This window comes from Stenotrophomonas maltophilia (genome assembly GCF_001274595.1).
Classification (GTDB): domain Bacteria; phylum Pseudomonadota; class Gammaproteobacteria; order Xanthomonadales; family Xanthomonadaceae; genus Stenotrophomonas; species Stenotrophomonas forensis.
On sequence record NZ_CP011010.1, the window covers coordinates 859,657 to 874,403 of the forward strand.

A 14,747-nucleotide genomic window follows, 5' to 3' on the forward strand; every position below is an offset into this window, starting at 1 on the left:
ACTCAGCCCGCCGACAGCTGGGCCAGGGCGTCGACCTGGTGTTCGTGGCTGAGCCGCTGCAGCAGCGGGTCGAGGTCGCCGGCCAGGATGTTGGGCAGGTCGTACAGGGTCAGGCCTTCCACGCGGTGGTCGGTGATCCGCCCCTGCGGGAAGTTGTAGGTACGGATGCGCTGGCTGCGGTCACCACTGCCGACCTGCAGGCGCCGCGACTCGGCCTGCGCCGCGTCCTGGCGCTGGCGTTCGGCGTCGAGCAGCTGCGCCTTCAGGCGCTTCATCGCCTTGTCGCGGTTGGCGTGCTGGCTGCGTTCGGTCTGGCATTCCACCACCACGCCGGTCGGCACGTGGGTGATGCGGATGGCCGATTCGGTCTTGTTGACGTGCTGGCCACCGGCACCGGAGGAGCGGAAGGTGTCCACCTTCAGGTCGGCCGGGTTGATGACGATGTCATCGACTTCGTCGGCCTCGGGAATGATCGCCACGGTGGCGGCCGAGGTGTGGATGCGGCCCTGCGATTCGGTGGCCGGTACGCGCTGCACGCGGTGCGTGCCCGATTCGAATTTCAGGCGCGAGAACGCACCACGGCCGACCACGCGCGCCACCACTTCCTTGTAGCCGCCGTGTTCACCCGGGTTGTCCGATTCAATCTCGACCTTCCAGCCCTGGCGCTCGGAGTAGCGGGCGTACATGCGGAACAGGTCGCCGGCAAAGATCGCCGCTTCGTCGCCGCCGGTGCCAGCGCGCACTTCCAGGAACAGGTTGCCTTCGTCGCGCGGGTCGCGCGGTACCAGCAGCAGCGCCAGCTCCTGTTCCAGTTGCTGCAGGCGCGTCTGCGCGGCGGCGATTTCCTCGTCGGCCAGCTCGCGCAGGTCGGGGTCGGCGCGCATGCCTTCGGCGGCGGCCAGGTCGGCCTTGGCGCGGGCCTCATCGGCGAGTGCGGCAGCGACCGGTTCAAGTTGGGCGAATTCGCGCGAAAGGTCGCGGAAACGGGTGTTGTCGGCGACCACATCGGGTTCGGCGAGCAGGCGTTCCAGTTCTTCGCGGCGCTCGGCCAGCGCTTCCAGCTTACGGCGCAGGGTCGGCGTCATCGGGTCTCACGGGTGGGTGGCGGTAACCCGGCGTGGCCGGGAACAGGCGCTCGGCGGCGCGGGTCAGGTCGGCATCGCCGCTCAGCGCGGCGGCGCGCAGGGCAGCGGTCGGTGGATGCAGCAAGCGGTTGGTCAGGCCGTGGGCCAGCAGTTCCAGTACTTCGTCGGCCGGCTTGCCGTTGGCCAGCTGCTGGCGGGCGCGCTCCAGCAGCTCGGTGCGGGTGGCCTCGCCGAATGCGCGCAGCTGCCGCAGCGGTGCCTGGTGGGCGCTGGCCTGCTGGGTCTCGATGAAGCGCGATACCTGCAGGTCGATGATGGCTTCGGCCTCGGCGGCCGCCTCGCGGCGGCCACGGCGGTTGTCTTCCACCGCGCGTTCGAGGTCGTCGACGGTGTAGAGGAAGGCGTCATTGAGCGTGCCGACCTCGGCCTCGATGTCGCGCGGCACGGCCAGGTCGAACAGCAGCATCGGCTTGTGCCGGCGCGCGCGCAGGGCCTTGGCCACCATCTCGCGATGGATCACCGGTTCGCGTGCGGCGGTGGCCGAGAACACCACATCGGCCTCGCCCAGATGGCGGTCCAGTTCGGTCAGCGGCAGGGCCACCCCGCCATGGCGGGTGGCCAGTTCCTGCGCGTGGGCGAGGGTGCGGTTGGCGATCAGCAGCCGCCGTACCTTGCCTTCACTCAGGTGCCGCGCGGCCAGTTCGATGGTCTCGCCGGCACCGACCAGCAGCACGGTGGAATCGTCCAGGCGCGCGAACGCGTTCTGTGCCAGGCGCACCGCAGCCGACGCCACCGAGACGGGATTGGCGCCGACCTGGGTATCGGTGCGGGCGCGCTTGGCCACCGAGAAGGTCTGCTGGAACAGGCGGTCCAGGCGCTGGCCGAGCAGGCCGTGATCACGCGCGGTCGACCAGGCATCCTTCACCTGGCCCAGGATCTGTGGTTCGCCCAGCACCATCGAATCCAGCCCGGTGGCAACCCGGAACAGGTGGCGCACCGCATCGGCGTCGGCATGCTGGTACAGGTAACCCTGCAGGTCGCCGGCCTGGGCATGCAGCCACTGGTCCAGCGCCTGCGCCGAATCGGCCACGGCGTACAGCTCGGTGCGGTTGCAGGTGGACAGCAGCACTGCCTCGGCGATCTGCGGGGTATCGCGCAGCGAACCGAGCGCGCGCGGCAACGCCTCACCGGCGAAGGCCGCGCGCTCGCGCAGCTCTACCGGTGCGGTCTGGTGATTCAGTCCGAGCACCCACAGGGTCATTGTTCAGTTGCTTGCGATAAGCTGCTGGCCATTGGACGACATTTTAAGGCCCCGATGCCGACGATGCCCGCATTGATTCGCATCCCCAGTGTTCTGCTGCTGTCCCTGGCCTGCGGCCAGGCCCTGGCGGCGGTGCCGGCCAAGGCCCCCGTACGGGCCGCGGCCACTGAGGAACTGGCGCTGGAACCGGTGATGGCCGGTGAGTTCGCGCTGCAGGCCGGCAAGCTGGCCGAGGCCGCACGCGGGTACCTGCAGGCGGCCCAGCAGACCGACGGCGATGCCGGCCTGGCCGAGCGTGCCACCCGCATTTCCATGCTCGCCAACGACGATGCCAGCGCCGCCAAGGGCCTGGCCCTGTGGCAGCAGCGCGCGCCCAGCTCGCTGACCATGCGCAGTGCCGCCGGTGCGCTGGCCATGCGCCAGGGCGATGTGAAGGCCGCCCGCGCCGAGTTGCAGGCCCTGCTGGCCGACCCTGATGAACGTGGCTGGAAGTTCGCCCTGGCCGCGCTGATCGGCGGTGGCCGCGATCCGGCGGTGCCGGCGCAGGTGCTGGGGGAGCTGGTCGATGCCAACGCCATTCCGCCGAAGATCGAGGCCTGGCAGGAATTTGGCCGCCTGGCCCTGCGCATGGACAAGCCCGAGCTGGCGCGGCGCATGATCGACGAAGTGGTCAAGCGGTTCCCCGAGGAGCCGCGCGTGGCGCTGCTGCGCGCCAGCCAGCTGCAGCAGGCCGGCGAGACCGACAAGGCGTTGTCGCTGCTGCACGACGTCGAGCCGAAGACCCGCCAGGACCCGGAACTGCGCAACGCGGTGGCCATCGCCTACGACAGCCTCGGCCAGCCGTCCGCGGCCGAGCGCGTGCTGGCGTTCGGCCCGCAAGACGTGCAGACCTGGGGCATGCGCGCCTCGCTGCTGGCCAAGCAGGGTGACAAGGCCGCGCTGTCCAACCTGTACAACGAACTGTCGCGGCAGGCGGCGAAGCCGGACCCGGCGCAGCGCCTGCTGCTGGGCAAGATCGCCGAGTACCTGAAGCGCTATCCCGAGGCGGTGCAGTGGTATCACAGCGTGCCCGGTGGCGATGAGCTGAGCGAGGCGCGCCTGCGTGCGGCCAATGCGCAGGCGTTGGCCGGGCGCCTGCCGCTGGCGCTGGATGAAGTGCATGCCATCCAGTCCGACGCCGTGGTCGACGACGATGTGCGCCGCGATGCCTACCTGCTGGAGGCCGAGCTGCGCCAGCGCGCCGACGACAGCGCCGGCGAGCTGGATGCGCTGGCCCGCGGCCTGGCCGCCTACCCGGATGACAACGGGCTGCTGTACGCCCGTGCGCTCACCTGGGAGCGCCGCGACGACATCCCGCGTGCCGAGGCCGACCTGCGCAAGATCCTGGTGACCGATCCCGAGAACGTGCCGGCACTGAACGCGCTGGGCTACACCCTGGCCGACCGTACCGGCCGTCTGCAGGAGGCGCTGGAGCTGATCGACCGTGCCCGCGTGGCCGAGCCGGACAACGCGGCCATCGTCGACAGCTACGGCTGGGTGCTGTATCGCCTGGGCCGCAAGGAAGAGGCCCTGGTGCAGCTGCGCCGTGCCTGGACCCTGGCCAAGGACCCGGAGATCGCCGCTCATGTCGGTGAGGTGCTGTGGGTGCTGGGCAAGCATGACGAGGCCCGCCACTTCTTCGAGGAAGCGGCCAAGCTCGATCCCGAGAACCGCGCGCTGCTGCGCGCCCGCGAGAAATTCAATCCATGAGTGTTTCCCTTATCCGGTCGCTGCTGTTGGCGGCCGTGAGCCTGGCGGTCAGCGCGTGCACGACGGTGGGTACGCAGAAGACGCCGGCCCCGGCCGTGGTCGAGACGGTGTCAGCCGAAGCGGCGCAGGCCGAGACCGCGCGCGTGGCGACGCTGCAGGCACAGCCGGACTGGGCCTTCCAGGGCCGGGTCGCGGTCAGCAAGGGCAAGGACGGTGGCAGTGGCCGCATCGACTGGAAGCAGGACGGGCGCCGCTACGTGGTCGAGCTGAGCGCACCGGTGACCCGGCAGAGCTGGAAGCTGACCGGCGATACCCATTCCGAGGCTGGCCGCCTGGAAGGACTGGCCGGGGGGCCGCGTGATGGCGAGGACGCCCAGCAGCTGCTGCTGGAAGCGACCGGCTGGGACATCCCGGTCAACCAGTTGCCGGACTGGATCCGTGGCCTGGTGGCCGGCGATGCCGCCGGTCCGGAGAAGGTCGAGCGTGACGGTGAAGGCCGGCCGCGCCGCATGCAGCAGATGGGCTGGCAGGTGCAGTACCTGGACTGGTACCCGGCCGAGGGCGGACGCCCGGCGCTGCCGCGCCGGATCGAGGCCGGCAATGGCGACGCCAAGGTGCGCCTGCTGGTGGACCAGTGGGGACAGGGCGCACCATGAATGGTGCAGCCGACGACGCGGGCTGGTCCTGGTGGCCAGCCCCGGCCAAGCTGAACCTGTTCCTGCACATCACCGGCCGCCGGGCTGATGGCTACCACGAGCTGCAGACCGTGTTCCGCCTGCTGGACTGGGGGGACCGCATTGGCCTGCGCCTGCGTGAAGACGGCCAGGTGCGTCGGCAGGGCGGCGGCCTGGCGGGCGTGGCCGAGGCCGATGACCTGGCGGTGCGTGCCGCCAGGTTGCTGAAAGATGCGGCGAATGTCGCGCAAGGCGCGGACATCATCGTCGAAAAGCATGTTTCCGCCGGTGGCGGTTTCGGCGGTGGCTCGTCGGATGCGGCCACCGTACTGGTCGTGTTGAACCGGCTCTGGCAGGCCGGCCTGGACGAAGACGCGCTGGCCGCGCTGGGCCTGCGCCTGGGGGCTGACGTGCCGGTATTCGTGCGTGGCCGCAATGCCTGGGCCGAAGGGGTGGGGGAGCGGCTGCAGCCGATCACGCTGGCGCCGGCCTGGTATGTGGTGGTCGAGCCGGGCGTTCATGTTCCCACGCCGGCCCTGTTCGCAGACCCGGATTTGACGCGCGACAGCCCAGTGGCGAAAATAGAGGACTTCGCTTCCGGGACCCTGGTCGGGAACGCGTTCGAACCGGTGCTGCGCCGCCGTGAGCCTGCCGTCGAGGCCGCGCTCGCAGCGTTGAGCGGCATCGGCTCCGCGCGGCTGACCGGTTCGGGAAGTGGTTGTTTCGTCGAGTTCGCATCGCAGGCTGCCGCAGAGCAGGGACGGTCGAAGTTGCCGAAGGAGTTGCGGGCAAGGGTGGCAGCGGGCGTTGCGCGTTCGCCACTGCTGGATGCACTCGAGCAACACTGATTTATCAATGCAGGGGCGTCGCCAAGAGGCCCAAGGCACCAGGTTTTGATCCTGGCATTCGTAGGTTCGAATCCTACCGCCCCTGCCAATAGCGGCTGTGTCCGCGCCTTCCAGCGCATCGCCTGCGCGGGACGTGGAAACAACCGCGGTGTTGTCAGCAGCAAGGGTCCATGAGGGTCCTTGCCGACTCCGGATCCCCGCCACTCGTCCCCGCCCGAGACAATCATGATGCAAGAGTCCCCGAACCTGCTGGTCTTTTCCGGCAACGCCAACAAACGTCTGGCGCAGAACATCTGCAAGGAACTGGGGGTTCGCCCGGGCAAGGCGCTGGTCTCGCACTTCTCCGATGGTGAAGTGCAGGTGGAGATCGAAGAGAACGTCCGCAAGCAGGACGTGTTCGTGATCCAGCCGACCTGCGCGCCGAGCGCGGAAAACCTGATGGAACTGCTGGTGCTGATCGACGCGCTCAAGCGCGCATCGGTGGCCAGCGTGACCGCCGTGGTGCCGTACTTCGGCTACTCGCGCCAGGATCGCCGCATGCGTTCCTCGCGCGTGCCGATCACCGCCAAGCTGGCGGCCAAGATGTTCAGCACCGCTGGCGCTGATCGCGTGCTGACCGTCGACCTGCACGCCGACCAGATCCAGGGTTTCTTCGATATTCCGGTCGACAACGTGTACGCCTCTCCGCTGCTGCTGGCCGACATCTGGCGCGCCTACGGCACCGAGAACCTGATCGTCGTCTCGCCGGACGTGGGCGGCGTGGTCCGCGCCCGTGCGGTGGCCAAGCGCCTGGATGACGCCGACCTGGCGATCATCGACAAGCGCCGTCCGCGCGCCAACGTCTCCACCGTGATGAACATCATCGGTGACGTCGAAGGCAAGACCTGCGTGATGGTCGATGACATCGTCGATACCGCCGGCACCCTGTGCGCCGCTGCCGCTGCCCTCAAGGCGCGCGGTGCGCTCAAGGTCGCCGCCTACTGCACCCACGCGGTGCTGTCCGGCCCGGCGGTGGACAACATCACCAATTCCCAGCTCGACGAGCTGGTGGTGACCGACACCATCCCGCTGAAGGACGCCGCGCGGGTGTGCAGCAAGATCCGCCAGCTGAGCGTGGCGGAAATGCTGGCCGAAACGATGCGCCGCATCGCCTTCGGCGAGTCGGTCAGCTCGCTGTACGTCGATTGAGTTTTTCGCCCCTGCCGGCAACGGTGGGGGCATGTCCCGGATGCTTCTGGTCGCGGAAGCATCTTCAACCGCCACGCCGCAAGGCAAGGCAACAACCTGAGTAGTCGAAAATGTCGAAGACCCATGAAATCAAGGTCACCAAGCGTGAACTGCAGCGTAAGGGTGCGAGCCGCCGCCTGCGTCACGCCGGTGTGATCCCGGCCATCGTGTACGGCGGCAACGCCGAGCCGGTCGCCATCAGCCTGGACCACAACGAAATCTGGCTGGCCCAGCAGAACGAGTGGTTCTATGCCTCGATCCTGGACCTGAACCTGGACGGCCAGGTGCAGAAGGTCCTGCTGCGTGACATGCAGCGCCACCCGTACAAGCAGCTGATCATGCACCTGGACTTCCAGCGCGTGAACGAGAACGAAGCCCTGACCGCTTCGGTCCCGCTGCACTTCATCAACGAAGACACCTCGCCGGCCGGCAAGGCTGCCGACGTCGTGGTCACCCACGAACTGAAGGAAGTGACCATCAGCTGCCTGCCGAAGGACCTGCCGGAGTCGATCGAAGTCGACCTGGCTGACCTGGCCGCTGGCGACGTGGTGTACCTGTCCAACATCAAGCTGCCGAAGGGCGTGGAAATCCCGGCCCTGGCGCTGGGCAAGGACCACGACGACGCGATCGTCACCGCCAAGCACGGCAAGGAAGACGCTGCCGACGCTGAAGCTCCGGCTGCCGAGTAATGCAGTGACGGTGCCTGCCTTCGGGCAGGCACCGTTCTGGAAGGAACCATGGCAGGACTGCGACTGATCGTCGGTCTGGGCAACCCCGGATCGGAACACGCCCGGACCCGGCACAATGCCGGGTTTCATTTCGTTGAGGCCCTGGCTGAAAAGGCCGGTGCGCGATGGAATGTGGACAGCAAGCTGTTCGGTGAGACCGCCAAGGTCGAGATCGCCGGGCAGACGGTGTGGCTGCTCAAGCCCGCCACCTTCATGAACCTCAGTGGCAAGTCGGTCACCGCCGCCCAGCGGTTCTGGAAGATCGAGCCGGAAGAAACCCTGCTGGCCCACGACGAACTGGACCTGGCGCCCGGCGTGGCGCGGCTGAAGTTCGACGGCGGCCACGGTGGCCAGAACGGCCTGCGCGACACCATCCGCCTGCTCGGCCACGGCAAGTTCCATCGCCTGCGCGTGGGCATCGGCCATCCCGGGCACAAGGACCGCGTGGTGGGTTGGGTGCTGGGACGCCCGTCCAAGGACGATGACGTGCTGATCGCACGCGCCATCGACGATGCCATCGACGTGATGCCGCTGGCGGTACAGGGTGATTTCAGCGAAGCGATGAAGCGGCTGCACACCCCGAAATAAACGGTAGGTACCGACCGTTGGTTGGTACGGAAACAGGCGGCCGGTAGGTACCGACCGTTGGTCGGTACGGAGAATGATTGGAAAAGCAGCACCCATGCCGCTGCTTTCCCAATCACTTTCACCCCAGAGAGCTGTCACCCATGGGTATCAAATGCGGCATCGTCGGCCTGCCCAACGTCGGCAAGTCGACCCTGTTCAACGCGCTGACCAAGGCGGGCATCGCCGCGGCGAACTTCCCGTTCTGCACCATCGAACCGAACGTCGGCATCGTGCCGGTGCCGGACCCGCGCCTGAACGAACTGGCGGCGATCATCAACCCGCAGAAGGTCATTCCGACCGCGGTCGAGTTCGTCGACATCGCCGGCCTGGTGGCCGGTGCCGCCAGCGGTGAAGGCCTGGGCAACAAGTTCCTCGCCCATATCCGCGAAGTCGATGCGATCACCCACGTGGTGCGCTGCTTCGAGAACGCCGACGTCATCCACGTCAACAACAAGGTCGACCCGATCTCGGACATCGAAACCATCGATACCGAACTGGCCCTGGCCGACCTGGACAGCGTCGAGAAGGCGCTGAACCGCGCCGAGCGCGCCGCCAAGGGTGGCGACAAGGAAGCGGCGGCACGCAAGCCGGTGCTGGCCAAGCTGCAGGCCGCGCTGTCCGACGGCAAGTCCGGCCGTTCGGTCGGCCTGGACGAGGAAGAGAAGGCGCTGGTCCGTGACCTGTTCCTGCTGACCCTGAAGCCGGTGATGTACATCGCCAACGTGCTGGAAGATGGTTTCGAGAACAATCCGCACCTGGACGCCGTGCGCGCCCACGCTGCCGCCGAAGGCGCGCAGGTGGTGCCGGTGTCGGCGGCGATCGAAGAGGAGTTGTCCCAGCTCGACGACGAAGACCGCGACACCTTCCTGGCCGACCTCGGCCTGAGCGAGCCGGGCCTGAACCGCGTGATCAACGCGGCCTACAGCCTGCTCGGCCTGCAGACCTACTTCACTGCCGGCGTGAAGGAAGTCCGCGCGTGGACCGTGCGCAAGGGCGCCACCGCCCCGCAGGCCGCCGCGGTCATCCATACCGACTTCGAGAAGGGCTTCATCCGCGCTGAAACCATCGCGTATGACGACTTCATCAAGTACAAGGGCGAAGCTGGCGCCAAGGAAGCCGGTCGCCTGCGCCTGGAAGGCAAGGAATACCGCGTGCAGGAAGGCGACGTGCTGCACTTCCGCTTCAACGTCTGATCCAGCGGCATCGGATCGACGCCGGACGCCCCGCCTTGTGCGGGGCGTTTGCGTTTCCGGTATCGGTTTCGGGCGTGGACAAAAATTGACCATGCTCCGGAACGGCTGCGGTGCAAGGCTCGCACGCACTTGTCCACACCAAACCCCCACCGCTTTCCACGCCCAATGTGGAAAACCGTGGGGTCGGATCCCTTTCCGCAGGAAAGAGCTCCGACCCCGATCAGTGCGGTCGAATCGTGGACAAAAATTCACCGCGCCTCAAAACACCTGCGGCGCAATGCTCGCACCCACTTGTCCACATCAAGTTCCCATCGCTCTCCACGTCCCGTGTGGAAAACAATCACGGTGATGGATAAAAAATCACCACGTGTGGAAACGCCTGCACTGCAAGCCTCGCGGCCACTTGTCCACACCAAGTTCCCATCGCTTTCCACGCGTGGTGTGGAAAACCCACATGCCATGGCAGCCATCAATTTCGGATTCATTGCATGTAGCACTGGATGGTGTTGCTTCAGACTATCGGCTGACCCTTCCACTCATACGGGCGCGCGATGTCATGCCTGCGCGCTATCCGGAGAATCTCCATGGCACCCCGAGCGTACTGGTGGGTAGTTGCGATCCTTCTCGTCGGCCTCCTTCTGGCTTATGGATATCGATCCATGGTCGCGCGATCCGAGAAGGTCGGAGGAAGCGCGGCAGCACTAGAGTGCAGTGAGGTCATCATGCTGAGTGCAATGCGCAAATGGCTGCGGCCCGAAGCGGACTTCAGCGAGAGCCAGGGTATCTACCTGGACGCCGTCGATGCTGCAGATGAGGAAGCGCTGATCGCCTACGCAGCATTGGCTCGCATCTGCCCTGGGTCATCTGGGCGAGGCGCCAACGAGGAAAGGGCCTTTGCCGAACGGCTCGCCCGGATCGCATCCAGTTTCATGCTGGAGGGCATGCTTGAGCCCGGCAGCTATGTGCTGGCCGAGGCCGCAGGTGGCTCCGGCGGCGGCGAAGCGATCACCGTGACATCGGAGCATCTTTTGCTGCTGCGAAGCATGAACACCCGGGTGCTGGGGCGGGCGGTGATGCTCATGGACAGCAAGCGCCCGTACGGGGATATGTCGCACTTCTACATCGACCTGGCCCGCGCGCTGGGGGAGCCGGTTCCGCTGGATGCAAGCGGCAGAGTATCGTTCCCGCCGGAGGTCATCGCCCGGTATGACGAGTTGCATGGGCAGATGCTGGGCGTGGTGCGCGTTTTCTGGCGCTTTGCAGCGCCGGCGCAGTCGGGGCCTGAGGCGACTCTGTAAAAAAAGACGGAGGCTTGCGCCTCCGTCCTTCCTGCATCCAGTACAGCCCGCGCTTACAGCGCGCTGCCGCCGAACTTGTGGGTGTACTGCAGATTGATCGTGCGGCCGACGCTGTCGAACCAGGACACGTCGTAGTACGGGTACGCGGTGTACGTGGCGTCCTTCGGCGGCATCTTGTTGAACACGTTGACCACCGACAGCGACAGGCGCGAATGGTCGTCGAAGCGGTACTGCAGCGACGCGTTGTAGCGGTAGGTTGCCTTCACGTACGGGCTGTCACCGCTGTCCCACTTGAACACCTGGTCGTAGTTGTCCGAGGTCGGCAGCTTGCCCAGGCGCGAGCCGTAGACCGTGGCCGACCAGGCGTCCTTCTCCCAGGTAACGCTCAGGCTGGTCTTGGTGCGCGGGATGTCGAAGCCGCTGTTGACCGCGAACTGGTCCAGGGTCGGGTCGCCCGGATAGCGCTGGAAATCGTGCTTCTTCACCCAGGTGTGGGTGCCGTTGAGGATGAAGTCGCCGATCCCGGTCTGCAGGCGGTAGCGCAGGCCCACGTCGATGCCGGAGGTGGACTCGCGGGCGACGTTGATCGGCGCCACGCGCACGCCATACAGGCGGCCGTCGCTGGTACGGGTGATGCGGTCGAGCGCGTCCAGGCAGGTCGGCGAGTTGATGTCGGCGCTGCCCAGGCGGCAGTTCGCCTCGCTGGCCAGGATCGTGCGCACGTCCATGTCCTGCACCTGCTTGCGCATGTCGATGTCGAACCAGTCCACCGACAGGTCCAGGCCGATTGCCGGCGACCAGACGAAGCCGGCGCTCCACGAGGTGCTGGTTTCCGGGTCGAGCTGGCGGTTGCCGGTGCGGCTGCGGATCAGGTTGCGCTCGTAATCCGAACAGTCGCTGGCGCCCTCAAGGCGGCAGCTGTACAGGTCTTCGGCGCTGGTCTCGTCGTTGCCCGGGCCGGCGAACACGTAGTGCAGGTCCGGTGCACGGAACGCGGTGCCATACGAACCACGCACCAGCAGGGTATCGATCGGGCGCCATTCCAGGCCGCCGCTCCAGGTCGCCTTGCCGATGGTGTGGCCCGAATAGCGGTACTGGTCGTAGCGACCGGCCACGCTCAGGTTGACCGTGTCGTGCAGCGGCATGCGCAGCTCGGCCGCCGTGGCCCAGCGGTTGCGCGAGCCCTGGCCGTCCGAGTCCTTCCAGCTGTAGTAGTAGTACTGGGTGGCCAGCGGATCGGGATTCAGCGCGTAGGCCTGCTGGCCCACTTCCACGGTCGCGGCAAAGCCGGCATCGCCGCCCGGCAGGCCGAACAGTGCCGAGTTGGTTACGGTGAGCGCGGCCGTCTCGGTGCGCGACTTCGGCGAGTACGTGGTGCGTGCGGCAATCGAATCGTACTCGGCGCGGGTCAGCGGCCGATACAGGCGCGACGGGTCGGCGTTGTAGATCGGGAAGCCGTCATCGTCCACCCCCAGTTGCGGGCCGAGGAACAGGTCATTGGCCTTGGATGCGATGATCTGCGCCCAGCTGATCCGCGACTGGTACTGGGAGTGGCTCAGCGCCGCCTCGTAGTCCCAGTTGCCGGCCAGGTTGCCCTTGAAGCCGGTGGTCACGCTGAAGGTCTTCTGCGTGCTGCGCACCATCGCATTGCGCAGGCCGCCCATTTCCTCGGGCGAGAACTGGCGCTGCCAGAATTCGATTTCGCCGGTGGCCTGGTTGTTGAAGTAGCCCGACTCGTCACCGTTGGCATCCATCCGGCCCCACTTGGTGACGTCGCGCATCAGCGACATCGTGTGGTAACCCAGCTGCACGTCGGCGAACCACTGCTGGCCGTTGTCGAAGTCGTAGCTCAGCGACGCATAGCCATTGGCGCCGCGGCGCTTGCTGAGGATGGTGCCGTAGCCGATCGACGCGTCGCTGCCACAGTAGTAGCCGTACTTCGGGCGGAAGGCGCGGTAGGTGCTGCCCTGGTTCTGCCCGGCCAATGCCTCGCAGGTAGCGGCGCCCGGGTCCAGGTAGTCGTCGTTGTAGTCGGTGCGCAGGTAGGCGCGGCGCGCGATGCGCGAGCCCTCGGTGGGGCCGTCCTGGGTTGAATCCTGGATGTCGCGCTCATAGGCCCACAACGGGGTCTGCGATTGCAGCTCAACGCTGTACACGGCGTTGAAGTTGCCGCGGCTGAAGCCGCTGGCCAGGCTCATGTCGAACGACTCGCCACCGCCCTCGCTGGTGGTGCCCATGCGCATGTCGATCGTGGTGCCGTCGGCCTTCTTCTTCAGGATGAAGTTGACCACGCCGGCGATCGCGTCGGAGCCGTAGATGGCCGAAGCGCTGCCGGTCAGCACTTCGATGCGCTCGATCATGCCAAGCGGAATGTTGGAGACGTCGGTGAAGTTGCTGCGGCCCTTGAACGGCATCGGGAAGTCGGCGATGCGACGGCCATTGACCAGCACCAGCGTGTGGTTCGGGCCAAGGCCGCGCAGGTCCACCTGCTGGGCGCCCGGCGAGAAGTCGGCGCCGCTGGACGATTGCTGGCTCTGGGTCTCACCGCCGTTCTGGGTCATCGACCGCAGCACGTCCGGCACGGTGGTGAAGCCGCTGGAACGGATCTGCTCGGCGCTGATCACAGTGATCGGGGCGGGACCTTCCACCTGGGCGCGCGGAATGCGCGAACCGGTGACCTGCACCGCATCCAGTTGTTGAACCGAAGAGGAAGCCGGTGCCTGGGCCGCCGCGGAAGCAGCCACGCCCATCAACGCCAGCTGGATCGACCACGCCATCGCCTTTCTACGCATGAGGAATTCTCGAAAATGAAGCCGGCCCGCAGAGGAGGGGCCCTGTCCCCCATTCAGATTTCCGGAATGGGCGCGCGCATTTAACGCCTTTTTTATGTCCTTGACTACTGGCTTTCTATCTGGCAAAGAGTGAAAACGCTTGCAAGTCGATTTTGTTCAGGGAGATCAAGATGCGACGCCTCCTCAGCGCCCTGCGAGGGCCCCTCGTCTGGCTGGCCTGCCTGGTTCTGGCCTGGCCGCTCGCCACCCCGGCGCAGGATCTGCAGAGCCCCGGCTTCGCCTACTACGAAGTGGGGGACCTGGAGGCGCCGAGGCCCGGACCGCGCGCGCCGGCGATGATGCTGATGGGCGGCGGCGAATGGGTGCCGGAGGCATTCCAGTGGTGGCTCAGGCAGGCCGGCAATGGCCGCGTGTTGATTCTGCGTGCCTCCGGCCGCGACGAACTGCAGGAACGCCTGTACCGGGAGATTGGCGGTACTACTGCGGTGCAGACCCTGGTCTTCGACAGCCGCCGCGGCGCCGACGATCCGGCCGTGCTGCGGGTGGTTGCAGCGGCCGATGCCATCTTCATCGCCGGCGGTGACCAGTCGCGCTACATCCGCTTCTGGAAGGGCACCGCGCTCAACCGCGCGCTCAATGCCCACGTACGTGCCGGCAAGCCGATCGCCGGTACCAGCGCAGGCCTGGCCATCCTCGGTGGTTATGCCTATGGCGCGATGGACGGAGGCAGTGTCACCTCCGCCGGTGCGCTGGCCGACCCGATGGGCAGCGCGGTCACGATGGACAGCGGCTTCCTGGAGATGCCCTACCTGCAGCGGGTGGTCACCGACACCCACTTCGACAAGCGCGACCGCCTTGGCCGCCTCATCGTGTTCGTGGCCCGTGCCGCGCAGGACAGTGGCGACCCCGACATCGTCGGTATCGGCGTCGACGAGGACACCGCGCTGTGCGTGGAGCCGGATGGCCAGGCCCAGGTCTACAGCGCCGACGGCGAGGGCAAGGTGTGGGTGGTCAGCCCCGGGCGTGATGCCGACCGCCTGGTCGAAGGCGAGCCGCTGCGGTTCCATGCCGTGCCGGTGACGGTGGTCGGCAGTGGCAGCCGCATGCGGCTGGATGACTTCGAGGCCGAGGCCGACTACCAGGCCGTCGCCGATGTCAGCGACGGCGAGATCGACGTCGTGCGCCAATGATGCTCCTTTCCGCTCGTGCTGGCCGTTGGCCGGCACGACCCGTGCAATCCTTTCTTCTGCCCTGCTGGAGACGTA

The 14,747-nt window shown here is 66.8% G+C and carries 12 protein-coding genes and 1 tRNA gene; 10 read left to right on the forward strand and 3 right to left on the reverse strand.

Going from position 1 to position 14,747, the window contains the following annotated elements; translation table 11 throughout:
• Positions 1–2: 2 nt before the first annotated feature.
• Positions 3–1,085 carry a peptide chain release factor 1 gene (gene prfA / locus VN11_RS03830; protein ID WP_053448873.1) on the reverse strand — a complete coding sequence of 361 codons (1,083 nt, stop codon included), beginning with the start codon at positions 1,083–1,085 and terminating at the stop codon, positions 3–5.
• On the reverse strand, positions 1,063–2,346 hold the full coding sequence (gene hemA, locus VN11_RS03835) for a glutamyl-tRNA reductase (RefSeq protein ID WP_053448874.1): 1,284 nt from the start codon (positions 2,344–2,346) through the stop codon (positions 1,063–1,065). Before hemA ends, prfA begins: the two co-directional genes overlap by 23 nt.
• A 63-nt stretch (positions 2,347–2,409) precedes the next feature.
• On the opposite strand from hemA, the gene VN11_RS03840 reads away from it, so the two are divergent.
• The 9 genes from VN11_RS03840 (at position 2,410) to VN11_RS03880 (ending at position 10,690) form a co-directional block, all read left to right on the forward strand.
• Complete coding sequence (locus tag VN11_RS03840; RefSeq protein ID WP_187299798.1) at positions 2,410–4,095, forward strand: tetratricopeptide repeat protein; 1,686 nt, start codon at positions 2,410–2,412, stop codon at positions 4,093–4,095.
• The gene (lolB, locus tag VN11_RS03845; RefSeq protein WP_053448876.1) at positions 4,092–4,751 is read left to right on the forward strand and encodes a lipoprotein insertase outer membrane protein LolB; all 660 of its coding nucleotides are present in this window, start codon (positions 4,092–4,094) and stop codon (positions 4,749–4,751) included. Before VN11_RS03840 ends, lolB begins: the two co-directional genes overlap by 4 nt.
• The gene (gene ispE, locus VN11_RS03850) at positions 4,748–5,617 is read left to right on the forward strand and encodes a 4-(cytidine 5'-diphospho)-2-C-methyl-D-erythritol kinase (RefSeq protein ID WP_053448877.1); all 870 of its coding nucleotides are present in this window, start codon (positions 4,748–4,750) and stop codon (positions 5,615–5,617) included. The genes lolB and ispE overlap by 4 nt, the downstream gene beginning before the upstream one ends.
• 11 nt (positions 5,618–5,628) lie before the next feature.
• Positions 5,629–5,705 (forward strand) — tRNA-Gln (locus VN11_RS03855).
• 140 nt (positions 5,706–5,845) lie between these two features.
• Positions 5,846–6,805 carry a ribose-phosphate diphosphokinase gene (locus VN11_RS03860; RefSeq protein WP_005415400.1) on the forward strand — a complete coding sequence of 320 codons (960 nt, stop codon included), beginning with the start codon at positions 5,846–5,848 and terminating at the stop codon, positions 6,803–6,805.
• Between the two features lie 110 nt (positions 6,806–6,915).
• A complete protein-coding gene (locus tag VN11_RS03865) occupies positions 6,916–7,533 on the forward strand; it encodes a 50S ribosomal protein L25/general stress protein Ctc (protein ID WP_008268775.1) in 618 nt (205 codons plus the stop codon).
• A 48-nt stretch (positions 7,534–7,581) separates the two neighbouring features.
• Positions 7,582–8,160 carry an aminoacyl-tRNA hydrolase gene (gene pth / locus VN11_RS03870; protein WP_008268208.1) on the forward strand — a complete coding sequence of 193 codons (579 nt, stop codon included), beginning with the start codon at positions 7,582–7,584 and terminating at the stop codon, positions 8,158–8,160.
• A gap of 140 nt (positions 8,161–8,300) precedes the next feature.
• On the forward strand, positions 8,301–9,392 hold the full coding sequence (gene ychF, locus VN11_RS03875) for a redox-regulated ATPase YchF (RefSeq protein WP_008264918.1): 1,092 nt from the start codon (positions 8,301–8,303) through the stop codon (positions 9,390–9,392).
• Positions 9,393–10,051: 659 nt separating this feature from the next.
• Positions 10,052–10,690 carry a hypothetical protein gene (locus tag VN11_RS03880; protein ID WP_053448878.1) on the forward strand — a complete coding sequence of 213 codons (639 nt, stop codon included), beginning with the start codon at positions 10,052–10,054 and terminating at the stop codon, positions 10,688–10,690.
• Positions 10,691–10,743: 53 nt separating this feature from the next.
• On the opposite strand, the gene VN11_RS03885 is transcribed toward VN11_RS03880, so the two are convergent.
• On the reverse strand, positions 10,744–13,482 hold the full coding sequence (locus VN11_RS03885; protein WP_053448879.1) for a TonB-dependent receptor plug domain-containing protein: 2,739 nt from the start codon (positions 13,480–13,482) through the stop codon (positions 10,744–10,746).
• Between the two features lie 170 nt (positions 13,483–13,652).
• Between VN11_RS03885 and VN11_RS03890 the strand changes: the two genes are divergently transcribed.
• Positions 13,653–14,672, forward strand: coding sequence for a cyanophycinase (locus VN11_RS03890; RefSeq protein WP_053451247.1), 1,020 nt, complete (start codon positions 13,653–13,655; stop codon positions 14,670–14,672).
• Positions 14,673–14,747 lie beyond the last annotated feature (75 nt).

Excerpts from the sequence above, each read along its gene's own strand:
- hemA (WP_053448874.1), bottom strand. The coding sequence starts at position 2,346 with ATGACCCTGTGGGTGCTCGGACTGAATCACCAGACCGCACCGGTAGAG.
- VN11_RS03860 (WP_005415400.1), top strand. The coding sequence starts at position 5,846 with ATGCAAGAGTCCCCGAACCTGCTGGTCTTTTCCGGCAACGCCAACAAA.
- VN11_RS03890 (WP_053451247.1), top strand. The coding sequence starts at position 13,653 with ATGCGACGCCTCCTCAGCGCCCTGCGAGGGCCCCTCGTCTGGCTGGCC.
- VN11_RS03880 (WP_053448878.1), top strand. The coding sequence starts at position 10,052 with ATGGTCGCGCGATCCGAGAAGGTCGGAGGAAGCGCGGCAGCACTAGAG.
- pth (WP_008268208.1), top strand. The coding sequence starts at position 7,582 with ATGGCAGGACTGCGACTGATCGTCGGTCTGGGCAACCCCGGATCGGAA.
- ychF (WP_008264918.1), top strand. The coding sequence starts at position 8,301 with ATGGGTATCAAATGCGGCATCGTCGGCCTGCCCAACGTCGGCAAGTCG.
- VN11_RS03865 (WP_008268775.1), top strand. The coding sequence starts at position 6,916 with ATGTCGAAGACCCATGAAATCAAGGTCACCAAGCGTGAACTGCAGCGT.
- VN11_RS03840 (WP_187299798.1), top strand. The coding sequence starts at position 2,410 with ATGCCCGCATTGATTCGCATCCCCAGTGTTCTGCTGCTGTCCCTGGCC.
- VN11_RS03885 (WP_053448879.1), bottom strand. The coding sequence starts at position 13,482 with ATGCGTAGAAAGGCGATGGCGTGGTCGATCCAGCTGGCGTTGATGGGC.
- prfA (WP_053448873.1), bottom strand. The coding sequence starts at position 1,085 with ATGACGCCGACCCTGCGCCGTAAGCTGGAAGCGCTGGCCGAGCGCCGC.
- lolB (WP_053448876.1), top strand. The coding sequence starts at position 4,092 with ATGAGTGTTTCCCTTATCCGGTCGCTGCTGTTGGCGGCCGTGAGCCTG.
- ispE (WP_053448877.1), top strand. The coding sequence starts at position 4,748 with ATGAATGGTGCAGCCGACGACGCGGGCTGGTCCTGGTGGCCAGCCCCG.